The following is a 21393-nucleotide window of genomic DNA, read 5'->3' on the forward strand; positions in this document are numbered from 1 at the left end:
TGGGTGTGGCGCGCGGGTACGGGTGATCAGTGCGGTGCGGACCGGACGACATCGAGCGCGGTCGCGAAGTGGCAGGCTGCGGTGTGGTCCGGTCCGAGGACGGCCGTGGCCGGGTCCTCGTCCCGGCAGCGCGCCTGCTCGCTCTCGTCGAGCTCGGCGTACTTCGGGCAACGGCCCGCGAACCGGCAGCCGGCCGGCACGTCCGCCGGGCTGGGCAGATCGCCGCTGAGCAGGACCCGGGTGCGCTCCCGCTCCTTGCGCGGGTCGGGCAGCGGGACCGCGGACAGCAGCGCCTGGGTGTACGGATGGGAGGGCGCGGCGAAGACGTCGTCGGCCGCGCCGAGTTCCACGATCCGACCGAGGTACATCACCGCGATGCGGTCGGCGATGTGCCGTACGACGGACAGATCGTGCGCGACGAAGAGATAACTGAGCCCGAGGCGGGTCTTCAGCGCGTCGAGGAGGTTGAGAACGCCCGCCTGGATGGAGACGTCGAGCGCGGAGACCGGCTCGTCGAGGATGACCAGCTTGGGCTCCAGCGCGAGGGCGCGCGCGATGGAGATGCGCTGGCGCTGGCCGCCGGAGAACTCCTGCGGATAGCGCTCGGCGTGCTCGGCCTCCAGGCCGACCATCTCGAGGAGTTCGGGCACCCGGGCGGCGATCCGCGTCCTGTCCCAGCCATGGGTCTTCAGCGGCTCGGCGAGGATGTCGCCGACCGGCATCCGGGCGTCGAGCGCCGCCATCGGATCCTGGAAGACGATCTGCATGTCGCGGCGCAGGCCCTTGCGGTCCGCCCGGCTCAGGCCGCGGATGTCCTTGCCGAAGACGGTGACGGTGCCGGCCTGGCCACTGGGCAGATCGAGGATCTCCAGCAGGGTGGTGGTCTTGCCGCAGCCGGATTCGCCGACCAGGCCGAGCGTCTCGCCCTCGCGGATGTCGAGGCTGATGCCGTCGACCGCCCGTACGGTGCCGACCGTGCGCTTGACGATCGCGCCCTTGGTCAGCGGGAAGTGCTTGACGAGTCCGTCGAGTTCGAGGACGGTGGCGCGCTCCGCACGCGGCAGCCGCTCGATCGCACCGGTCTCCGGCAGCACCGGCAGTGGATAGACCGTGTCCCGGTCGAGCCCGGCGCCGATCTCGTGTGCGCGGTGGCAGGCAGTGGGGTGCCCGGCCCCCTCGGCCACCGCCAACTCCGGTTCCACCGTGTGGCAGGGCTCGATCGCGAGGGGGCAGCGCGGCGCGAAGGGGCAGCCGGGCGCCAGGTCGACCATCTTGGGCGGGTTGCCGTCGATGGGGGTGAGGGCACGGCGTGCGGTGCCCTCCGCCCGCGCCTCGTCCAGCCGGGGGATCGAGCCGAGCAGGCCGATGGTGTACGGCATCCGCGGCCGGTAGTAGACCTCGTCCACCGGGCCCGCCTCGACCGGCCGGCCCGCGTACATCACCTGCACCCGGTCCGCGAAGCCGGCGATCACTCCGAGGTCGTGGGTGATCATGACGATGGCGGCGCCGGTGACCTCCTGGGCGGTCTTGAGCACCTCCAGGACCTGGGCCTGGATGGTCACATCGAGGGCGGTGGTGGGCTCGTCGGCGATGATGACCTTGGGGTCGTTGGCGATGGCCATGGCGATCATCGCGCGCTGCCGCATACCACCGGAGAACTCGTGCGGGAACGCGTTCACCCGGCGCTTCGCGTCGGGGATGCCGACCACGTCGAGGAGGTCGACGGCCCGCTTGCGGGCGACGCCCTTGTCCAGCGACTGGTGGACCTGGATGGCCTCGACGATCTGGTCGCCGATGGAGTAGACGGGTGTCAGGGCGGACAGCGGGTCCTGGAAGACCATGCCGATGTCGTTGCCGCGGATCTTCGACAGGGCGGCGTCGCCGAGGCCGAGGAGCTCCCGCCCGGCGAGTCGGACGGACCCGGCGACGTCGGCGCTCTCGGGGAGCAGACCGAGTACGGCCATGGAGGAGACGGACTTGCCGGAGCCGGACTCGCCGACGATGCCGAGGACCTCCCCGGGGCGCACGGCGTAGGAGACGCCGCGTACGGCCTGCACGTCGCCCGCTTCGCTCGGGAAGGAGACCGTCAGGTCGCTCACGTCGAGGGCGGGCTGCGTCGCGTCGGCGGCCTCGGTGGGCTGCGCCGGGCTGGTCTCGGTCACCGTCGGGGTCCTTCCTGGGGCGCGCGGTGCGCGGAGGTCTGGTGCTGGGGGCGGGCTGCGCGCTTCACGAGGCGGCGCCCTTGCTGCCCGCGGACGTCCCGGGGCCGGTGTGCCGGTCGTCGGCGGCGACCGGCACACCGGCGGTGGCCGTGGCCTGCGTCGGAACCGCCGGGGCCGCGGTCGCCCGGACCTTCGGCTGCTTCCGCTTGCGGGGTGAACGTGCCTTCGCACCCGACGCGTTGGGGTCGAGTGCGTCGCGCAGACCGTCACCGATGAAGGAGATGGAGACGCCGATCAGCACCAGGCAGCCGGCCGGGAAGAGGAACAGCCACGGGTAGGTGGTGGCGTTGGTGGTGTTGTCGGCGATGACCGTACCGAGGGAGACGTCGGGCGCCTGCACACCGAATCCGAAGTACGACAGGCTGCTTTCACCGATGACCGCCGCGCCCACCTGGATCACCGCGTCGATGATCAGCATCGAGGCCATGTTGGGCAGGATGTGCCGGAAGATGATGACCGGCGCGGGGACGCCCATGTACTTGGCGGCCTTGACGAATTCCCGGTCCTTGAGCGTGAAGGTCATGGACCGCACGACGCGGCCGGTGACCATCCAGCTGAAGGCGCCCAGCAGGACCACGAAGATCAGCCAGGTGGAGCCGCGGAACGCGGGCGACAGGACGGCGATGATCAGGAACGAGGGCATCACCAGCAGCAGGTCGACGATCCACATCAGCACCCGGTCGGTCCAGCCGCCGAAGTACGCGGCGAAGGCGCCGACGGTGGCGGCCAGGACCGTCGAGACGACGCCGACCAGCAGACCGATGATCAGCGACTTCTGCAGACCGCGCATGGTCAGCGAGAAGAGGTCGACGCCGGCTTGTGTGGTGCCCCACCAGTGGTCCCCGGAGGGGCTGGAGAGGAAGCTCAGGTAGTCGTGCTGCTGGTAGTCCCACTTGGTGAGGAACGGGCCGCCGTAGGCACCGAGGAACAGCAGCACGAGCAGGCACAGCCCGAACAGCGCCAGGCGGTTCCGGGTGAAGCGGCGGACGGTCAACCGCAGCCGTGAGGTACGGGCCTCGGCCGGGCGGCCATCGGTCTCGACGGAGGGGACGGGGCCGGGGGCGGGTTCGGACGCGGGGGGCAGCTGGACGCTCATCGCGCGCTCTCCTGAGGTGCGGTGGGTGGGGTTCGGTCGGCGACGGGGGCCTCCCAGCAGTAGCTGGGATGGGGGCACCTCCCAGCGGTGGCTGGGGAAGTCAGCGGACCCGTACGCGCGGATCGAGCGCCGCGTACAGCAGGTCGGACAGCACTCCGGCGATCAGCACCAGCACGGCGGTGAACAGGCCCACCGTGGCCACGGAGTTGACGTCCTGCTTGTTGATCGAGTCGACGAGCAGCTCGCCCATGCCGTGCCAGCCGAAGGTCTTCTCGGTGAAGGTGGCGCCGGTGAAGAGCAGCACGATGTTGTAGACGAGCAGCGGCACCACGGGCAGGATCGCTGTGCGCAGGCCGTGTTTGACCAGGGCCGTTCGTCGGCGGAGTCCCTTGGCGCGAGCCGTTCGCAGGAAGTCGCTGCCGAGGACGTCGAGCATGGTGGAACGCTGGTAGCGGCTGTAGAGCGCGATCTGCAGGATGATCAGGGTGAGCGCCGGGAGCAGCATGTGCTGGGCGCGGTTGACGAGGGCGTCGAGATTCCACTGCCCCGCGTACTGCGGGTCGTACTCGCCGAGCACCTTGATGGTCTGTGAGCCGTCGTTGACGGCGGTGGCACCGATCTTCAGCGCGACGCCGATCACGAAAACGGGCATGGCCAGCACGAAGAACGAGCCCAGGGTGGTGAAGCGGTCGAAGAGCCGGTACTGGCGGATGGCCCCGAACGCGCCGAGGGCGACACCGCCCAGCGAGCCGACGAGGGTGGCGATCAGCAGCAGCCTGGTGGAGACGCCCACCCGTCGGCCGAAGTCGTCGTTGACGCTGTCGCCGTCGATGGTCTTGCCGAGGTCTCCGTGCACGACGCCGTCCGCCCAGTGCCCGAACCGGGTCAGGACGGGGGTGTCCGGGTTCATGTTGTAGTCGTCGAGCGTCTTGGTGATGGACGACGCGGGCAGCGGTGGGTTGCGGCCCTCGAACTTGGCGCGGGGGTTGAGGCTGAGCCCCGCGAGGAAGTACGTCAGTGCCGCCGCGACGACCACCAGGACCAGATAGTTCGCCAGTCGGCGCAGCAGATACCGGCCCATGTTTCGATGCCTCTCCCTCGTGCGCACCGCATCAGCGCGTGACGGCCGTGGTGGGGGCGGTGCTGGTCGAGCGTCATCTTTTAGCGATAAGACCTGATTGTCGATCACGGGATGTTCACGGAGCGATAACGCCAACTCTCGCAAGTCAGGGAGGCGTTCCGGTATGAGTCGATGAACCTGGGGGTCAGAGTGCGCATTTGCCTCTCATTCGTAGGTGCGACCGCTCTCCGTGAGGAGATGCCCGGTATACGGACATCGCCTCGAACGTCACGGCACTCCATGCTAATTGACGAAGAATTTACATACGTGGACGCTTCGTTGAGGGCCCGTGCGGACCGCGAGCGGTGCGGAACGTGCTGTCCCAACGGTCCGCACGGGGCCGCCCGGGCGGACCGGGGTCGTCCGGCTGTCGGGGGTGGGCGGCGACCGGGGGTGGGCGGTGCAGGCGGAACCGCCAGGTGCCCGGATATCGGTCGGCATCTACGGCTTTACGACAAACACCGCCCCATGCCGGGACATCTGTTGACGTCGGGGGTGTGGGGGTGTGATGGTGCGGCCGCCTGGGTCATGGACATGCCGCCCGCGTGTCGCTTCCCGGCCTCCCGCACGCCACCAGTGCGCAGTCGGCGGGACGTCGCGACGGCAGGGCGCGCTGCCGCGGTCCGGTGCTCCACCAGAACCTCCATCGGTAGAACTCCCCACCCCCCTCGAGGAGTCATGGTGATACGAAGACTCGCGGTGGCCGGCGCATCCCTTGCCGCCACCCTCTCCGCGGCCGCGCTGGTCGCGGCTCCGGCAGTCGCGGCCCCACCGGCGGACCCGGCCGCCGCTCCGCTCGTCCGCCTCGTCTCCGCGGACGGCAGGACCACCGGCGGTGCGGCCGACAGCCCGCCCCGCGGGACGGCCGCCGGCAGCTCCCCGGACATCGACGTCACCAAGGTCCAGGCCCATCTGGCCGAGTTGAACGCCATCGCGACCCGCAACGGCGGCACCCGGAAATCCAGCGGACAGGGTTATCGGGACTCCGTCGCCTACGTCAAGAGCAAGCTCCAGGCGGCCGGTTACACCGTCACCGAGCAGCCCTGTACCTCCGGCTGCGCCTCCGGAGCCGGTCCCAACCTGATCGCCGAGTGGCCGCAGGGCGACGCCGCCAAGGTGTACATGTTCGGCTCCCACCTCGACAGCGTCGGGGCCGGGCCCGGCATCAACGACAACGGCTCGGGCTCGGCCGCCCTGCTGGAGACGGCGCTCACGCTCGCCGAGCGGAACCCCGCCATGGCGGCCCGGGTCCGCTTCGGCTGGTGGACGGACGAGGAGCAGGGCCTCAACGGCTCCGACTTCTACGTCAACTCCCTTGCCTCCGCCGAGCGTTCGAGGATCAAGGCGTACTACAACTTCGACATGATCGCCTCGCTCAACGGCGGCTACTTCATCAACCACATCACCTCCGCCGCCGCCCAGCCGATGAAGGCGTACTGGGACTCCCTCGGCCTCCAGCCGGAGGAGAACACCGAAGGTGCCGGCCGCTCCGACGACTACTCCTTCGAACGGGCGGGCATCGCGACCTCCGGGTACGCGATGGGCGCCGGAGCCCGGAAGACCTCGTCCCAGGCGGCCAAATGGGGCGGCACGGCCAACCGTGCCTATGACTCCTGCTACCACCAGTCCTGCGACACCACCAGCAACATCAACAGCACCGGCCTGGACCGCAGCGTCGACGGCATCGCCGCCACCCTGTGGCAGGTCGCCGTCGCGAACTCCACCCCGGCGAACGACTTCTCCCTGAGCGCCGGGCCCGCCACCGGCACCGTCGAGCCGGGCACGTCGGCCACCAGTACCGTCACGACCGCCACCACCAGCGGCTCCGCCCAGTCGGTGAAGCTCTCGGCGTCGGGCGCCCCCTCGGGCGTGACCGTCTCCTTCAGCCCGGGCACGGTGACCTCCGGCGGCAGCTCCACCATGACGGTCGCCACGGCTTCGGGCACGGCCCCGGGCAGCTACCCACTGACCGTCACCGGCACCGGATCCGTCACCCACACCACGACCTACACCCTCACGGTCGACGGAGCCGGCGGCTGCACCACCCAACAGCTCCTCGGCAACGGCGGATTCGAGAGCGGCACCGCCCCGTGGACGGGCGACACCGGAACCATCGGCGCCCACTCGGGCCAGTCCGCCCACGGCGGCAGCCGGTTCGCCTGGCTCGGCGGCTACGGCTCCACCGCCACCGAATCGATCGGCCAGACGGTGACCGTGCCCACCGGCTGCCACCGGGCCACCCTGACGTACTGGCTGCACATCGACACCGAGGAGAACCCGAGGGCCGCCTACGACACCCTCAAGCTCAAGGTGGGCGGCACCAGCGTGGCCACCCTGTCCAACACCGACGCCGCCACCGGCTACACCCAGCGCACCGTCGACCTCACGCCCTACATCGGACAGCGCATCACCCTGACCTTCACCGCCACCGAGGACGCCACCCTCCAGAGCAGCTTCGTCATCGACGACGCCACGCTGCAGACGGGCTGACCTCCCGGAACACGGCCGGAGGGGAGGCGCGCCGCCGCTTCTCCCCTCCGGCCTCCGGCACCCCGGCTGCGGTGGACCGACGAGGGCGGCGACGCGGTCCGCCGCGGGCGCCCGACGAGCCGGTGGCCCGGCCCGGCTCCGCACGGCGGGCGTACAGCCCGTCGTCGAAGGACGCCGGTCCGGGAGATACCTTCCTCCCCACTTCGCCGGTGGGCTAGAAAGGGGATGTGAATCAGTCGTCCAACGATCTGAGCGGGAACGTCACCGGCCCGGTCGTCCAAGCGGGCCACGTCGGCCAGTTGCACCTCGCTCCTCCCGTGCCCACCGCGCTGGCGGGCCTGCCGCCGGCGGTACCGGAGTTCACGGGCAGAGCCCACGCCCTGCGCCGGGTGACCGAGGCACTGCGTCCCGGGTCCGGCGCCTCGCCGCTCGTGGTGTCCACGCTGGCGGGCACCGCAGGCGTCGGCAAGACGGCCCTGGCGCTGCGCGCCGCCCATGACGCGGTGGCGGCGGGCTGGTTCCCCGGCGGCGTGCTCTTCATCAATCTCCAGGGCTATGACGGAACCCGCTACGTCCAGCCCGACATCGCGGTGTCCGTCTTCCTGAGCGCCCTGGGCGTCCCCGCCGAACTCTTTCCGTCGACCTTCGAAGGGCGGCTGTCGCTCTACCGCTCGAAGCTCGCGGAGCTCGCCTCCGGGCACGGCGCCGCCCTGATCGTGTTCGACAACGCGTCCTCGACGGAACAGATCCGCCCCCTGCTGCCCGGGTCCCCCGTCCACCGGGTCGTGGTGACCAGCCGCCACACCCTCGGCGATCTGCCCGGATCCCGGATCGTGGACGTCGGCGTACTGGAACCGCCCGAGGCCGCCGCCCTGATCGCCCGTACGCTGCGCATGCGCCGCTCCGACGACACGCGTGCCCAAGACGAGCCCGCAGCCGTCCACGACCTCACCGCGCTCTGCGGCCGCCTCCCCCTGGCCCTCGCCGTCGTGGCCTCGATACTCGCCGGCGACCCGGACCAGACCATCGGCGAACTCACCGCGGCGTTACGCGACCGCGCCACCCGGCTGGAGGAGCTCTCCTACGGGGACCGCCGCTCGGTCACCGCCGCCTTCGGCCTCTCCTACGCCCGACTCGGCCCCGAGGAAGCCCGGATGTTCCGGTACCTGTCCCTCAACCCCGGGCAGCAGGTGAGCGTGCAGGCGGCCGCCGCGCTCACCGGGCGTTCCGTGCCGCAGGCCGGGAAGCTGCTCCGCGCGCTGCGCGACGTCCACATGCTCGAGCACGGCAAACCACGGGGCTGGGTCCGCTTCCACGACCTGCTGCGGCTGTTCGCCGAGCGGTGCAGTGAGGAGGAGGACGACGCGGCGAGTGTGCAGGCCGCCGTCGACCGGCTGCTCGCCCACTATCGTGACGCCGCCCGGGACGCCACGGAGCGCATCGTGGAGGCGGCCCGGCTGCGCCGGCGTGCCGACGCCGCGGAGGACTGGCTGGACACCGAGCGCCTGAATCTGCGCTCGGCCCTGCATCTGGCCCACCGGCACGATCGGCCCGCCATGGTGCTGCCCCTGGCGCACAACGTCAGCTGGTTTCTCCGCCGACAGCAGGACTGGGCCGCCGGCCTGGAGGTGTGCGACATGGCCGTGGAGTTCGCCGACTCCGTTGCCGACGGCGCAGAGCTGGCACTGGCGCTGTACAACAAGGGCGACTTCCTCAAGCACAAGCAGGACTTCGACCTGGCGCTGCCCGTGTTCGCCGAGGCCCTCGACCGCTACCACGAGCTGGGCGATCGCACCGGCGAGGCCCGGACGCTGCACAGCATGGGCACGGTCGCCCGACGCATCGGCCGGTACGCCCAGGCGGAGAGCCATTACGCCGCCGCCCTGCCGCTCTTCCGCGTGCTCGACGACCAGCCGGGAAGCGGGCACACCCTGTTCAACCTGGGGTACACCGCCCGGAAGCAGGGAGACCACGCGGCGGCCCTGGACCACTACGAGTCCGCCCTGGACGTCTACGAGCGGCTCGGCAACTCCGCCGGCCGGGCGCGCACCCTGCACCACCTCGGCCATCTGGCCGTCGCCACGGAACGGCCGGACGCGGCACGCCGCCACTGGGAGCAGGCCCGGTCGGCGTACGAGGAGGCGGGACTTCCCCCGTCCGCCCAGGAGGTCGCCGAGCTGTTGGACGCGCTGAGTGCATCAGAGGCCGGGTAGCGGCGGGGCGTCGTCCGGGGGTGTACGCGAGCGTCCCGACACCGGCGCCGGTGTCGGGACGCTCGCGCGAGGGGCTCCTACTTCACGTTGACGCCCGACCAGGCGGCGCCGACCGCCTTGTACTCGGCGCCGGTCGTGCCGTACAGGTCACCCGCCGCCTTCAGGGTCGCGGCGCGCGCGGCCTTGTAGTTGGTGGTGGAGGTCATGTACGTGGTGAGCGCCTTGTACCAGATCTTCTCGGCCTTGTCCCGGCCGATGCCGGTGACCTTGGAGCCGTTGGAGGTGGGGCTGTTGTAGCTGACGCCGTTGATGGTCTTGGCGCCGCTGCCCTCGGACAGCAGGTAGAAGAAGTGGTTGGCGACACCGGACGAGTAGTGGACGTCCTTGTTGCCGACGGTGCTCGACCAGTAGTCGGCCGAGGCGCCGTCCTTGGACGGCTTGTCCATGTAGCGCAGCGGGCTGCCGTCGCCGTTGATGTCGATCTTCTCGCCGATGAGGTAGTCACCCACGTCCGAGGCGTTCTTGGCGTAGAACTCGGCCGATGTGCCGAAGATGTCGGACGTGGCTTCGTTGAGGCCGCCCGACTCGCCGCTGTAGTTGAGATCCGCGGTGGCCGCGGTGACGCCGTGGCTCATTTCGTGGGCGGCCACGTCGAGGGCGGTGAGCGGGTGGGTGTTCCCCTCGCCGTCGCCGTAGGTCATGCAGAAGCAGCTGTCGTCCCAGAAGGCGTTGACGTAGCCGTTGCCGTAGTGGACGCGGGAGTAGGCGCCCTTGCCGTCGTTGCGGATGCCGTTCCGGCCGAAGGTGCTCTTGTAGAAGTCCCAGGTGACGGCCGCTCCGTAGTGCGCGTCGACGCCGGCGGTCTGGCGGCCACCGCCCCATACGTCGTCCGCGTCGGTGAAGAGCGTGCCGGTGCCCGACGTCCCCTGCTTGAGGTCGTACGTCTTGTGGCCGCCGCGGGCGCCGTCGGTGAGCTGGTAGGTCGATCCGCTCTTGGTGGTGGTGAGCGCGACCTTGCCACTGTAGGTGCTGGTACCGGTGCCGGTCTCGATGGCCTCGTGCTGGAACAGCTTCTTGCCGGTGGTCGCGTCGGTGACGACGTGCAGTTCGCTGGGCGTGCCGTCCTTCTGCACGCCGGTGACGACGGTCTCGTAGGCGAGAACGGGCTTGCCGGTGGCGGCCCAGATCACCTTGCGCGGCGCGGCGGAGGCACTGGCCTTGGTGTTCTTCTCCGCGACGGCAGCGCCGAGTGCGCTCTTCTTCGCGGCGGAGGGCGCGAGGGCGGCGGTGGTCCCGGCCACGGATATCCGGGCTCCGACCGCCTTGGTGACGCTGTGGGTGCCGTTCTTGGCCTGGTGTACCACCAGGTCGCCGCCGAGGACGGGCAGCCCGGCGTAGGTGCGCTCGTAGCGGGTGTGCACCGTGCCGTCCGCGTCCTTGACGACGTCCTTGACGATGAGCTTCTCCTGTCCGCCGAGGCCGATCTTCGCGGCCGTGGCGGAGGCGTCGTGTCGGGCATCCTGAAGAGCGGATGCCCGCTGTGCGGAGGAGAGGTGGACCGCCGATGCGCCGACAGCGCGGTCCTGCTGCGCGCTGGCCGAACCGGCCTGGACGCCGACCGCCACCATGGCGGCGGAGGCGACCAGCGCGGCAGCGCGCAGAGTGTTCTTGCGGGGGGTGGACGAGATCCGTCTCAACTCGGTCTCCCTTGTGCGGGCCGCGGGGTCGCGGTCCCCAGAGGTGGCCGGGCAACCGAGGGGTGGGGTGCCCGGTGGAGCAGGAGTGAATCGAGGGGAAGAGTGCCACTAGTTGACTTCTTTTGACAGATGTCCAACGCGCAAGAAACAGTAATTTCACAGTTTCCGTCGCTTCATGGTGCCAAGTCGGCAGCGGACAACCGCCCTTGGGCGTCGCCGGTCCCGCCCCGCACGCCCTGCCCCGCACCTCTTGAGCAGCCCCGAATCCCGCGGGCCCGTCGTGGCGGACACCGTCCGTGGGCAGTCCGGCCGCGCCGCCGCGGAACCCCCGGAAACCGCCGCGATGGTATGCCGAGCCGGTGGAGGCGGCGCCGGTCAGCAGGTCGGTGCGGCCGTCCCGCTCGCCGTCGAGAAGTCGGAGCGTGCCGCCCAACTCGGTCCGGGCGGCCGCGCCCGGGAGGCGCTTGTCCCCGACAGGGCCTCGGGATCGGGATGTACCCGCACCGGTGAAGCCGGTGACCGCGGTGACACCGGTGCGGGGATCAGTCGATGACGGTATGGAAGAAGGTGACGGCGGCGCCGAAGGCGGCACCGCCGACCAGGGCCGCGGACGCCGGTGTGCCGCCGTTGAGGCAGGTGAGCACACCGGCGCCGATGGCGGTGAGGGCGCCGAGCAGGAAGATGACGGCGGCGCGCTGACTCAGCAGGGCTGATCTGTTCTCGGACACATCAACTCCGATCTGCGCGGGAGCGGGGGTCGCTCTGGCGGATGCTGATGCTCTGACCGATCTTCTCATCTTCCCGGCGGATAGCTGTTATCACACGCTGTCGTCGTCGGTACTGCGGGCGGTCCGGTCACGCGGCGGGACGGCCGTCGCCGGGCCCCGCGGTCCGGGTGACCGCGAGGACCGCCATGTCGTCGTCGCGCGGTCCGCCGGTCCAGCGCTCGACCTCCCGGATCAGAAGGCCGATCAGTTCCTCGGGACCCCGGAACGGCCCGCGCCCCGCCAGTTCGATCACGGGGTCGTAGAACGTGCCCCTGCGGTCCCGGGCCTCGGTCACGCCGTCGGTGACCAGCAGCAGCGTGCTGCCCACCGGGAACGGCCAGTTGACCGTCGCCGGCCGGGGCACACCGAGCACGCCCATCCCCAGCGGAAGCCCCGGGTCCGCGGCCTCCAGGGCGCGCAGTTCGCCGTCGTGGCAGAGGTAGGGCGCGGGGTGGCCGCAGTTCAGCAGCCGCAGTCCGTCGCCGCCCGGGTGCACCTCACAGATCAGGGCGGTGATGAACCCCTCCAGCCGGTCCTCCTCGGAGGTCTGCTCGTCCTCGCGCAGCAGCGCGCGCTCCATCCGGTCCGCCAGCGCCGGCAACTCCGGCTCCTGCTCGGCCGCCTCGCGGAAGGCGCCGAGCAGCACCGACACCGCGCTCACCGCGCCCAGCCCCTTGCCGCGTACGTCGGCGATCAGCAGCCGCACGCCGAAGGGGGTCCGCTGCACGGCGTAGGCGTCACCGCCGATCCGGGCCTCGCTCTGGGCAGCCTGGTAGCGCGCCGCGATGGCCAGCGGGCCGATGTGTTCCGGCGGCGCCGGCAGCACCGCGAGCTGGGCGGCCTCCGCCACCGTCCGGACGAGATCCAGCCGGCGCCCGTGCCGGGCGATCACCCGGTTGACCCCCACGCCCATCAGCGCGGCGAACAGGGTGTTGATGAGCTCCAGGTGGCCCACGGCGGTGTCGGCGCTGCCGTCCTTCACCGTCAGCGCGAAGACGCCGCACAGGATGACGATGCCGATGGTGAGGGTGTGCCGCAGCGAGAGCAGGGCACCGGCTGTCACGCCGGCCGCCGTCAGCATCGGATCTCCCCAGTAGTCCTGAGGGGAGAACGCGTTCCACAGGAGACCGCCGGCCACCAGGACGCCCGGGGCGAGCTCGACGTAGCGGGGCCATCGCCTGGCGGCAGGCGGGCGAGGGGCGACCGTCACCGTGCCCGGCCGCGGGCGCTCAGCGATGCCCCGCGCCGGCAGCGCCCGCCCGGCAGCCGGCATCCCGCCCGGGGCGCTGGTCGCCGTGCTCGTCGTAGCGGTGTGTGGGGGCCATCGGGAACTCCTTGTGCGGACGGACGCGCACCCAGCCTTCAGCCACCGCGGCCCCGGGGCCACCCGGACGGCCCGAACGTGTGTCACTCCTTCGCCGACCGCTCCCGACCGCTCCCGACCGGCCGCCGGACATCCGCACGCGTCCGGCCGCGCACCGTGCGGGTCACAGCATGACGTGTTTGACCTGGGTGTAGTCCAACAGGCCCGCCAGGGACAGATCGCTGCCGTAACCGGAGTGCTTGACCCCGCCGTGCGGCATCTCGGACACCGTGGTGCCATGGGTGTTCACCCAGACGATGCCGGTGTGCAGGGCCCGGGTGGCCCGCAGGGCACGGTCGTGGCCGCCGGTCCACACGCTCGCCGCGAGACCGAAGCGCACCCCGTTGGCCAGCTGCAGGGCCTCCGCCTCGTCGGCGAAGCGCTGCACCGTGACGACCGGCCCGAAGATCTCCTCCTGCACGATCTCGTCGCCCTGCCGTACCCCGGCGACCACGGTGGGGGAGTGGAACCAGCCCGGCCGCCCCGTCGCCGCGCCTCCCGTCACCACCTCGGCGTGAGCCGGCAGGCGACTCAGCAGACCTTCCACGGAGGCGAGTTGGGTACGGCTGTTGAGCGGCCCGTAGTCCGCCGGCGGACCGTCGGGCGGCCCGGTCCGGAGGGTCCGCGCACAGGCCGCGAAAGCGGCCACGAAGGCGTCGTGCACGCGCTGGTGCACCAGCAGCCGGGTGGGCGCGGTGCAGTCCTGGCCCGCGTTGTAGTACGCGACGGCGGCGAGCTCGGCCGCGGTGGCCGCCACGTCCACGTCGTCATGGACGATGACCGGGGCGTTCCCGCCCAGTTCCAGGTGTACCCGTTTGAGGTCCGCGGCCGCCGCGGCGGCGATCTCCCGCCCGGCCCGGACACTGCCCGTGACGGCGAGGAGCCGGGGCACCGGGTGAGCCGTCAGGGAGCGTCCGGTGTCGCGGTCGCCGCAGACCACGTTCAGCACACCGGGCGGCAGGTGCTCCGCCGCGATCCGGGCCAGCAGTACGGCGGACGACGGGGTGGTGTCGGCGGGCTTGAGGATGCTGGTGTTGCCCGCCGCGAGGGCGGGCGCGACCTTCCAGGCGGCCATCATCAGCGGATAGTTCCAGGGGGTGATCTGCGCGCAGACCCCGACCGGTTCGCGCCGCAGCAGCGAGGTACGGCCCTCGGTGTATTCGGCGGCGGCCGCTCCCGGCAGGTTGCGCGCCGCCCCCGCGAAGTAGCGGAAGGTGTCGGTGACCGCGGGCAGTTCGTCGTCCCGGAACCGCTCGGGCGGCTTGCCGGTGTCCCCCACCTCGGCGGCCACCAGGGCGTCGGCATGCTCCTCCAGCGCATCGGCGATCCTCAGGAGCGCCCGCTGCCGCTCCGCGGGAGTGGTCAGCGACCAGCGGGCGAAGGCCGCCTCCGCCGCCGTGCACGCGGCGTCGGTGTCGGACGCGCCGGAGCGCGGGGCGCCGCCGTGCACCTCACCGGTGGCGGGGTCGACCAGTTCCATCGTCGCGCCGGAGGCCGCCGGGCGGTCCTTGCCCGCGATGTGGTTGAGGACGGGTGCGGGTGTGCCGGTCTCAGCCATGGCGCAGCACCTCCTGGGCCGCCGCCCGGCCGGTGCGTACCGCACCCTCCATGTAGCCGGCGACCCACTGGTCGGATCCGCAGACGTAGAAGGGCGGTTCATGGGTGCCGTGCAACGGGCCGACCGCCATCACGTCCCCGGGGTTCCACTGCGTGACATAGCCCTGGGTCCAGGGATCGGTGCCCCACAGCCGCAGGTACGACGTGAACGGCTGGAGGGCCTCGTCGCCGAAGAGGCGGGCCACGTCGCGCAGCAGCTCGTGGTCGCGGAGCGCCTCGGGCATGCCCAGGAGCACGCCGTAGCGTTCGGGCGGGATCAGTGCGGAGAGGATGCCCTCGCTCTGCGGCCAGGTGCTGCCGAGCACGCCCTCGCACTCGGAGAGACCGTTGAGGCCCTGGCTGCGCCAGAAGGGCTTGTCGTACGCCGCGGCGAACTTCGCCGCGACGGCCTGGCGCTGACGGTGCAAGGAGGCGAGCCGCGCGTCGGAGACCCCGGTGAGCGCGACCGAGCGCAGCGGGCCGACCGGCAGGGCGCTGACCACGGCGCCGGTCGTCAGCGTCTCCCCGCCCCGCAACCGCACCCGGCAGCCGCCCGGAGCCACCGCCACCTCTTCGGCGGGCGCGTCGAGCCGGATGTGCCGGCCCAGCTCGGCCGCCATGCGCAGCGCCACGGTCGCCGAGCCCTCGGCCACCCGCAGACCCTCCCAGTCCTCGTAGGAATAGGCGTCGTCACCGGGGACGGCGGCGTGTTTGCGCAGCGCGGCGAGCAGCGAGGTGCGTTCGCACGAACCGTCGGCCAGGGCGAGCCGGCCGATCTCCCACAGGCGCACGACGGCCGGGCTCGCTCCTTCGGAGCGCAGCCAGGCACCGACCGACAACCGGTCGAGGGCCTCGGCATGCGGATGGGACCAGGGATCGTGCGGGTCGACGGTCCCGGCCAGTGCGACGAACGCGTCGGTCACCCGCAGGTGGCAGGCGTCGTCACCGGGGCCGAACCAGTGCGGCGGATCGCCGGCCGAAACGCCCTCCGCGGTGGCCCGCACCATCCGGCCGGGCTCGGCCACATAGCTGGGGACCAGGGTCAGTCCGAGTTCCGCGGCCAGCGCGAGATAGGCGTCATGGGCCCGGCCGACCACCTCTCCGCCGAGTTGGACCAGCCGGCCGCCGGGCAGCACGGCCTGCTCGACGCGTCCGCCGACCCGGTCCCGGGCTTCGAGGACGAGGACGTCGGCACCGGCCGCGCTCAGGTCCCGTGCCGCGGCGAGACCGGCGAGGCCGGCGCCGAGCACGATGACGTCGTGGTTCATGGGGGAGCGTTCCTTTGCTGTCGGTGGGGCGGCTGCGGGCGGGCGAACTCAGTCCAGGACCAGACAGTGTTCGGGCCGCCAGCCGATCTCCACGCTCTCGCCGCCGCTCCAACGGTCCTCCATGCGCGAGCGGTCGGTGTTCTGCTCCAGCACGGACACCGTGACGCCGGGGGCGAGTTCGATCAGGTAGGTGGTGGTGGGGCCGGAGTAGACGGTCTCCCGGACCACGCCGCGTACCAGGGCCATGTCCGGTTCGAAGTCGGAGAGCCAGATCTTCTCGGGCCGGATCGACAGACTGACGCCGCTGCCGTCGGCGATCCCGCTCCGGGGCCCGACCGGCAGCGCGGGGCCGCAGTCCAGGACGACCTCGCCGTCGCGGTAGGTGCCCGGTACGAGGTTCGAGGTGCCCATGAACGAGGCGACGAAGCGGCTCGCGGGCCGCTCGTAGACGTCCTCCGGCGTCCCGCACTGCTCCACCCGGCCCTCGTTCATCACCGCCACCCGGTCCGACATGGTCAGCGCCTCGTCCTGGTCGTGGGTGACGAAGACGAAGGTGATACCGACCTCGCGCTGAATCTGCTTGAGCTCGACCTGCATCCGTCGCCGGAGCTTGAGGTCGAGCGCGGCCAGCGGCTCGTCGAGCAACAGCACCTGAGGACGGTTGACCAGGGCGCGCGCCAGCGCCACCCGCTGCCGCTGGCCCCCGGAGAGGGTGTGCGGTCTGCGGTCACCCAGGCCGCCGAGCTGCACCCGCTCCAGCATGGTGGCGACCCGCTCCCGCATCTCGGCCCTGGCCACGCCCTTGCGCTTGAGTCCGAAGGCCACGTTGTCGGCCACCGAAAGGTGGTCGAAGAGGGCGTAACTCTGGAAGACGGTGTTGACGTTGCGCTTGTCCGGCGGCAGCGCGGTCACGTCCGTGCCGCCGAGCAGCACGGAGCCGGCCGTCGGATCGGTGAAACCGCCGATCATCCGCAGCGAGGTGGTCTTGCCGCAGCCGGACGGCCCGAGGAGGGAGAAGAACTCACCGGGCGCGATGTCCAGGGAGAGGTCCTGCACTGCGCAGGAGGCGCCGTAGCTCTTGCTGACGCGGTCGAGCCGGACGGCGGGCCGGGCGTCGGCCGGGGCAGTGCCGGGAGAGGGGGAGGGGGCGGTCGATGAAGTCATGGGTCACTTCCCGGAGAGCAGGTCGAGGCCACCGCGGCGGCCGAACAGCCGCGGTATGGCCAGGGCGAGACCGATGAGGCCGATGGAGCCGGCCAGCATCAGCGTCCCGACGGCGTTGATGGTGGGCTGTACGCCGAACCGGATCGCCGAGTAGATGCGGACGGACAGCGGCTGGGGGTCCACGCCGGTGGTGAAGTAGGCGAGCACGAAGTCGTCGAAGACCAGGGCGAAGACGAGGACCGCCGCGGCCAGGATGCTGGGGAGCAGGGCGGGCAGGGTGACCAGCCGCAGTGCCTGCCAGCGGGTGGCGCCCAGATCCATCGCCGCCTCCTCGACCTCCGGGTTGAGGGCGGCGATCCGCGAACGCAGGATCACCGTCACATAGGAGATGGAGAAGGTGATCTCGGCGAGCATCACCGTGCCGGAGGAGAGGGTGATGCCCATGCCCTTGAAGAGCAGCATCGCGGCGACGCCGGTGACGATCTCCGGGGTGATCAGCGGTACGAGCATGATCAGGCCGGCCAGCGACCCGAGCCGGGTACGGCAGCGCACCAGGCCCAGGGCCAGCGCCACCCCGAGCAGCACCGAACCCGCCATGGCCACCAGGGAGACCCGCAGGCTCATGGCGAGCGAGTCGATCAGGACGTTGTCGTGGAAGAAGGCCGAGTACCAACGGAGGCTGAAGCCCTTGAGGACGGTGAGGGACTTCTGGGCGTTGAAGGAGAAGAGGACGACGACGCCGATGGGCAGGTAGAGGAGGAGGAAGAAGACGGCGGTGACGGCCAGGGCGGTGCGGGGCCTGCGGTCGGTGCCGCGGCGGTGCCGACGGTGCGGCGGGCGGAGCGTCATCGGGTGGCCTCCGCCTCGTCCTTGCGGGTCCGGCGCAGATAGCCCAGCATCCCGATGAAGAGGACGGCCATCATCAACATGGTCAGGGCGGAGCCCAGCGGCCAGTTCTGGCCCTGGAAGAACTTGTCCTGGATCAGGTTGCCGATCATGATCTGGTCCGGGCCTCCCATCAGCTGTGCACTCACGAAGTCCCCCATGGCGGGCAGGAAGACCAGCACCGCGCCCGCGGCGGCGCCCTGCCGGGTGGCCGGGAGGGTGACGAAGAAGAAGGTCCGCAGGGGCCCTCCGTAGAGGTCCCGGCCCGCTTCGATCAGCGACAGGTCCATGCGCTCCAGCGCCGCGTAGAGCGGGATGATCATGAAGACGATGAAGCCGTAGACGAGGCCCGCGATGACGCCGACGCCGCTCTGGAGGATCTTGGTGTGGTCGTCGGCCAGTCCGACCGCGCGCAGCACTTTCAGTACCGGGCCGCCGTCCGAGAGGACCACCGACCAGCCGTACATCCGCACCAGGTAGTTGGCGAAGAACGGTACGACGATCGCGGCGATCAGGAGGTTCTTGAACCGGCCGCCGTGCAGGGCGATGAAGTAGGCGACCGGGTACGCCACGATCAGGCACACCGCGCAGGCGATCAGGGCGAATCCCAGGGAGCGCAGCAGCACGATGCGGTACGCGGGGTCGGCCAGCGCCCGGATGTTGTCGAGGTCGAAACCGAACCGCGGGTTGCCGAGAGGGTCGGTGGTGCCCAGCGCCAGGGTGGCCACCAGGATCAGCGAGGCGATGAGGAAGCCGGTCATCCAAAGGGTGCCCGGGATCATGAGCCAGGTCCACAGCCGGGTGCCGGACGCGGCGCGACCGCGCGGTGCTCGGAGTGCCCTGGAGGGAGAGGGGGTGCGTTGTGCCATGTCAGCCGGCTTTCACGTGGGTCCAGGCGGTGTCGCGGGCCCGCTCGCCCTTCGAGGAGGCGTTGCGGAAGAAGAGCTCGGGCCTGAGGTCGTCGGGGCCGACCAGGCACTGGGGGAACGGCTTCACGATCGCGGCGTAGACGTCCTCGCTGCCGTGGACCGGCATGGGGTAGCCGATGTAGCGGATGTTCCGGCGGACGTTCTCCGGCCGGAGCATGTAGTCGATGAAGAGCATCGCCGTACCGGGGTGACGGGCGTTGGCCGGGATGGCGTAGCAGTCCGAGTTGATCGGCGCGCCCTCCCGGGCGACCTCGAAGCCGAGGACGGACGGGTCCTTGGCCTGCCCGAGCATCGCGGCCATGTCCCCGCTCCACGCCTGGGTCATCGCCGCGTTGCCGTTGAGCAGGTTGTTGTAGCTGTCGCTGGAGAAGCCGCGCAGCCGGGGGCGGAGGTTCTGCAGCGTCCTGGTGATCCGGGCGAGGTCGTGGGCGTCGGAGGTGTCGAGGTCCAGGCCGAGCTTCAGCGCGGCCAGGCCGAGCACCTCGTCGCGGTCGTCGAGCACGAAGACCTTGCCCTTGGCCCGGGGGTTCCACAGGTCGTCCCAGGAGTCGGTCAGATCGTCCCCGATCCGGTCCTTGCGCCAGCCGATGCCCGTCTTGTACATGGTGAACGGGACGGTGTGCGCGGAGCGGCGGTCGTACCAGGGGTCGGCGAAGTAGCGGTAGTGGCCGAACACCGCGTCGGCGTGCGGGAGCCGGGCACGGTCGATACGGCGCAGCCGGCGGCCGGCGGTCAGTCGCTGGGCCCATTTCGCGGTGGGGAAGATGATGTCGTAGCGGTTTCCGGCGTTGAGCTTGGCGGCCATGCCCTCCATCGAGTCGAAGTTCGACTGGATGACCTTGACGCCGTACTCCTTCTCGAAACCGTCGAAGACGGCGGGCGCGACGAAGTCCGCCCAGTTGAAATACACCAGGTCGCCGTCGACCTTGACGTCGATCGGCCGGTCCGGGTCGCCGAAGGCGTTGCGACCCTCCGGCAGAAAGCCGCATCCGGCGAGGCCGAGGCCGAGGGCCGCGGCGGCGCCCGAGCGCACGAACGCGCGCCGGGAGGGGGGTGGGGATTCCTCGGGGGACATCGGTGTCCTCTCCGTAGGGGGTGAGCGCTGGTTCAGGGCGCGGTCACAGCTGCACGGAGGCCCTGACCTCCGTGCGGACCGGTCGGCCGTGACGCGTGGGGCGGCGCGCGTCGAGGGGGACGGCTCGTACGGTGGCCTCGACGACGCGACTCAGCTCATCGCGTCACCGAGGTCGGCGCGTACCCGGTCGGCGAACCAGCCGACCGCGGCCTCGCGGCGGGACAGGGGGCCCGGCTCGAAGCCCGGCGTACCCAGGCCCTTTTGGACCCGGGCCACCAATTCGGCGTCTTCGTCATTGGTGATCCAGCCGATGTGGATGTTGAGCCGGCGGGCGAGCCGGGTGCGTGGACCGGTCCCGCGGCGTGTGTAGAAGGCGCCGGGGACGGCCACCCGGTCGACGGCCGTCGGGATGGCGGTCCAGGCAAGCACATGGTCGGGGTAGAAGTCGATGAGTGTGTTGGGGTAGATCACCGCGTACCGCCAGACCCGCCGGTCGGCCTCGGCCAGCCCCGGCATGGGGGAGGCCAGGCGCTGGTAGAGCCGCTCGGCCCAGTTCGCGGACGGTTTGTCGCGCAGCGGCGAGGCGAACAGCGCGTAGGAGGAGTCGATCTCGCAGGTGTAGCCCTGGTAGTCGAGCAGCCGCATCAGTCCGGGGTGGGCGACCGGTACGTGGTAGCCCTCCAGGTAGTTGTCGACCGCGACCTTCCAGTTGGCCTCCTGCACCTCGGCGCCTGCCAGGTCGTGGATACGGCTGCGGCCCACCGGGACGAGGTCGGCGCCCGCGTAGTGGCCGACGGCCTCGGCCAGCCCGGCGCACTGCTCGGCGAGTGGCACGGCGTCCGGATCGAGATTGGCGAAGACGAAACCGAGGAACGACTCGACCCGGACCGGGAAGAGGCCGAGGGCCGGCTTGTCGAGGCAGGGAATCTGCCGGGCTTCGGGTGCACCGACCAGGCGCCCGTCGAGTTTGTACGTCCAGCCGTGGTACGGGCAGCGGATGGCCCTGCCGTCCGGTTCGGGGGCGGCCACCAGGCGGGTGCCGCGGTGCCGGCACACGTTGAGATGGCCGGCTAGGGAGCCGTCCTCGGTGCGCACGACCAGCACCTCGCGGTCGGCGACGGTGGCGGCGAGCCGGGCGCCGGGACCCGGGAGGTCGGACTCGTGGCACACGAGCTGCCAGGACCTGGCAAAGATGTGCCGCGTCTCGGCGGTGGCGACGGCGGGGTCGGTGTAGTGGCGGGCGGACAGGGCGTGTCCGGGGGAGTCCTGCTGCGGGGGTGCTGTGGTGGCTTCGGGGTGCATCGGGTCACTCCTCTGTGCCGCACGGGCGTAGGGGGCGGAGGCGCCGGGGCGCGTGCTGGGCGGCCCGTGCCGGCGGATACGGATCCCGTGCTGACTAATTAGTCAGTCAGATTGCTGGCGGGTTTCGGGGAAGTCAAGACTTGTGTCCTGACTAATTGATTAGTTAGTTTAGTGGGAGAGCCGCTCCAGTGCCCCCTCGCACGGAC

General features: G+C 71.0%; 15 protein-coding genes. 2 read left to right on the plus strand and 13 right to left on the minus strand.

Annotation, left to right across the window (positions count from 1 at the left end; genetic code table 11):
- Positions 1-26 precede the first annotated feature (26 nt).
- The 3 genes from ACGFML_RS16515 to ACGFML_RS16525 all read right to left on the minus strand — a co-directional run bounded on the left by ACGFML_RS16515 (position 27) and on the right by ACGFML_RS16525 (position 4399).
- Complete coding sequence (locus ACGFML_RS16515; RefSeq protein WP_393544236.1) at positions 27-2162, minus strand: dipeptide ABC transporter ATP-binding protein; 2136 nt, start codon at positions 2160-2162, stop codon at positions 27-29.
- Between the two features lie 64 nt (positions 2163-2226).
- On the minus strand, positions 2227-3318 hold the full coding sequence (locus ACGFML_RS16520; RefSeq protein ID WP_393544238.1) for an ABC transporter permease: 1092 nt from the start codon (positions 3316-3318) through the stop codon (positions 2227-2229).
- Between the two features lie 100 nt (positions 3319-3418).
- Positions 3419-4399, minus strand: a complete 981-nt coding sequence (locus ACGFML_RS16525) for an ABC transporter permease (RefSeq protein WP_393544239.1) — start codon at positions 4397-4399, stop codon at positions 3419-3421.
- A gap of 717 nt (positions 4400-5116) precedes the next feature.
- On the opposite strand from ACGFML_RS16525, the gene ACGFML_RS16530 reads away from it, so the two are divergent.
- Both ACGFML_RS16530 and ACGFML_RS16535 read left to right on the plus strand, forming a co-directional pair.
- Positions 5117-6928, plus strand: coding sequence for a M28 family peptidase (locus tag ACGFML_RS16530; RefSeq protein WP_393544241.1), 1812 nt, complete (start codon positions 5117-5119; stop codon positions 6926-6928).
- Between the two features lie 227 nt (positions 6929-7155).
- The gene (locus tag ACGFML_RS16535; RefSeq protein WP_393544243.1) at positions 7156-9141 is read left to right on the plus strand and encodes an ATP-binding protein; all 1986 of its coding nucleotides are present in this window, start codon (positions 7156-7158) and stop codon (positions 9139-9141) included.
- Between the two features lie 77 nt (positions 9142-9218).
- Here ACGFML_RS16535 and ACGFML_RS16540 read toward each other — a convergent pair whose 3' ends face one another.
- The 10 genes from ACGFML_RS16540 to ACGFML_RS16585 all read right to left on the minus strand — a co-directional run bounded on the left by ACGFML_RS16540 (position 9219) and on the right by ACGFML_RS16585 (position 21187).
- Positions 9219-10769, minus strand: coding sequence for a M4 family metallopeptidase (locus tag ACGFML_RS16540; RefSeq protein ID WP_393544687.1), 1551 nt, complete (start codon positions 10767-10769; stop codon positions 9219-9221).
- 611 nt (positions 10770-11380) lie between these two features.
- Complete coding sequence (locus ACGFML_RS16545; RefSeq protein ID WP_393544245.1) at positions 11381-11566, minus strand: hypothetical protein; 186 nt, start codon at positions 11564-11566, stop codon at positions 11381-11383.
- 127 nt (positions 11567-11693) lie between these two features.
- Positions 11694-12815: a PP2C family protein-serine/threonine phosphatase gene (locus ACGFML_RS16550; RefSeq protein WP_393544247.1), complete on the minus strand. Its 1122-nt coding sequence runs from the start codon at positions 12813-12815 to the stop codon at positions 11694-11696.
- A gap of 277 nt (positions 12816-13092) precedes the next feature.
- Positions 13093-14526, minus strand: coding sequence for an aminobutyraldehyde dehydrogenase (locus tag ACGFML_RS16555; RefSeq protein ID WP_393544249.1), 1434 nt, complete (start codon positions 14524-14526; stop codon positions 13093-13095).
- Positions 14519-15832 (minus strand): flavin monoamine oxidase family protein, encoded by a 1314-nt coding sequence (locus ACGFML_RS16560; RefSeq protein WP_393544251.1) that lies wholly within the window; start codon positions 15830-15832, stop codon positions 14519-14521. The genes ACGFML_RS16555 and ACGFML_RS16560 overlap by 8 nt, the downstream gene beginning before the upstream one ends.
- 48 nt (positions 15833-15880) lie before the next feature.
- A complete protein-coding gene (locus tag ACGFML_RS16565) occupies positions 15881-16996 on the minus strand; it encodes an ABC transporter ATP-binding protein (protein WP_393544253.1) in 1116 nt (371 codons plus the stop codon).
- Positions 16997-16999: 3 nt separating this feature from the next.
- Entirely contained in the window at positions 17000-17845 is an 846-nt protein-coding gene (locus tag ACGFML_RS16570; RefSeq protein WP_393544255.1) for an ABC transporter permease, read from the minus strand.
- Complete coding sequence (locus ACGFML_RS16575) at positions 17842-18663, minus strand: ABC transporter permease (protein ID WP_393544257.1); 822 nt, start codon at positions 18661-18663, stop codon at positions 17842-17844. Before ACGFML_RS16575 ends, ACGFML_RS16570 begins: the two co-directional genes overlap by 4 nt.
- An 88-nt stretch (positions 18664-18751) precedes the next feature.
- Positions 18752-19885, minus strand: coding sequence for a spermidine/putrescine ABC transporter substrate-binding protein (locus ACGFML_RS16580; protein WP_393544259.1), 1134 nt, complete (start codon positions 19883-19885; stop codon positions 18752-18754).
- 150 nt (positions 19886-20035) lie between these two features.
- Positions 20036-21187 (minus strand): aromatic ring-hydroxylating dioxygenase subunit alpha, encoded by a 1152-nt coding sequence (locus ACGFML_RS16585; protein ID WP_393544261.1) that lies wholly within the window; start codon positions 21185-21187, stop codon positions 20036-20038.
- Positions 21188-21393 lie beyond the last annotated feature (206 nt).

The organism is Streptomyces sp. NPDC048650 (assembly GCF_043199095.1).
Taxonomy (GTDB): Bacteria; Actinomycetota; Actinomycetes; order Streptomycetales; family Streptomycetaceae; genus Streptomyces.

Excerpts from the sequence above, each read along its gene's own strand:
- ACGFML_RS16575 (WP_393544257.1), bottom strand. The coding sequence starts at position 18,663 with ATGATCCCGGGCACCCTTTGGATGACCGGCTTCCTCATCGCCTCGCTG.
- ACGFML_RS16530 (WP_393544241.1), top strand. The coding sequence starts at position 5,117 with ATGGTGATACGAAGACTCGCGGTGGCCGGCGCATCCCTTGCCGCCACC.
- ACGFML_RS16580 (WP_393544259.1), bottom strand. The coding sequence starts at position 19,885 with ATGTCCCCCGAGGAATCCCCACCCCCCTCCCGGCGCGCGTTCGTGCGC.
- ACGFML_RS16560 (WP_393544251.1), bottom strand. The coding sequence starts at position 15,832 with ATGAACCACGACGTCATCGTGCTCGGCGCCGGCCTCGCCGGTCTCGCC.
- ACGFML_RS16565 (WP_393544253.1), bottom strand. The coding sequence starts at position 16,996 with ATGACTTCATCGACCGCCCCCTCCCCCTCTCCCGGCACTGCCCCGGCC.
- ACGFML_RS16540 (WP_393544687.1), bottom strand. The coding sequence starts at position 10,769 with ATGGTGGCGGTCGGCGTCCAGGCCGGTTCGGCCAGCGCGCAGCAGGAC.
- ACGFML_RS16555 (WP_393544249.1), bottom strand. The coding sequence starts at position 14,526 with ATGGCTGAGACCGGCACACCCGCACCCGTCCTCAACCACATCGCGGGC.
- ACGFML_RS16520 (WP_393544238.1), bottom strand. The coding sequence starts at position 3,318 with ATGAGCGTCCAGCTGCCCCCCGCGTCCGAACCCGCCCCCGGCCCCGTC.
- ACGFML_RS16570 (WP_393544255.1), bottom strand. The coding sequence starts at position 17,845 with ATGACGCTCCGCCCGCCGCACCGTCGGCACCGCCGCGGCACCGACCGC.
- ACGFML_RS16585 (WP_393544261.1), bottom strand. The coding sequence starts at position 21,187 with ATGCACCCCGAAGCCACCACAGCACCCCCGCAGCAGGACTCCCCCGGA.
- ACGFML_RS16525 (WP_393544239.1), bottom strand. The coding sequence starts at position 4,399 with ATGGGCCGGTATCTGCTGCGCCGACTGGCGAACTATCTGGTCCTGGTG.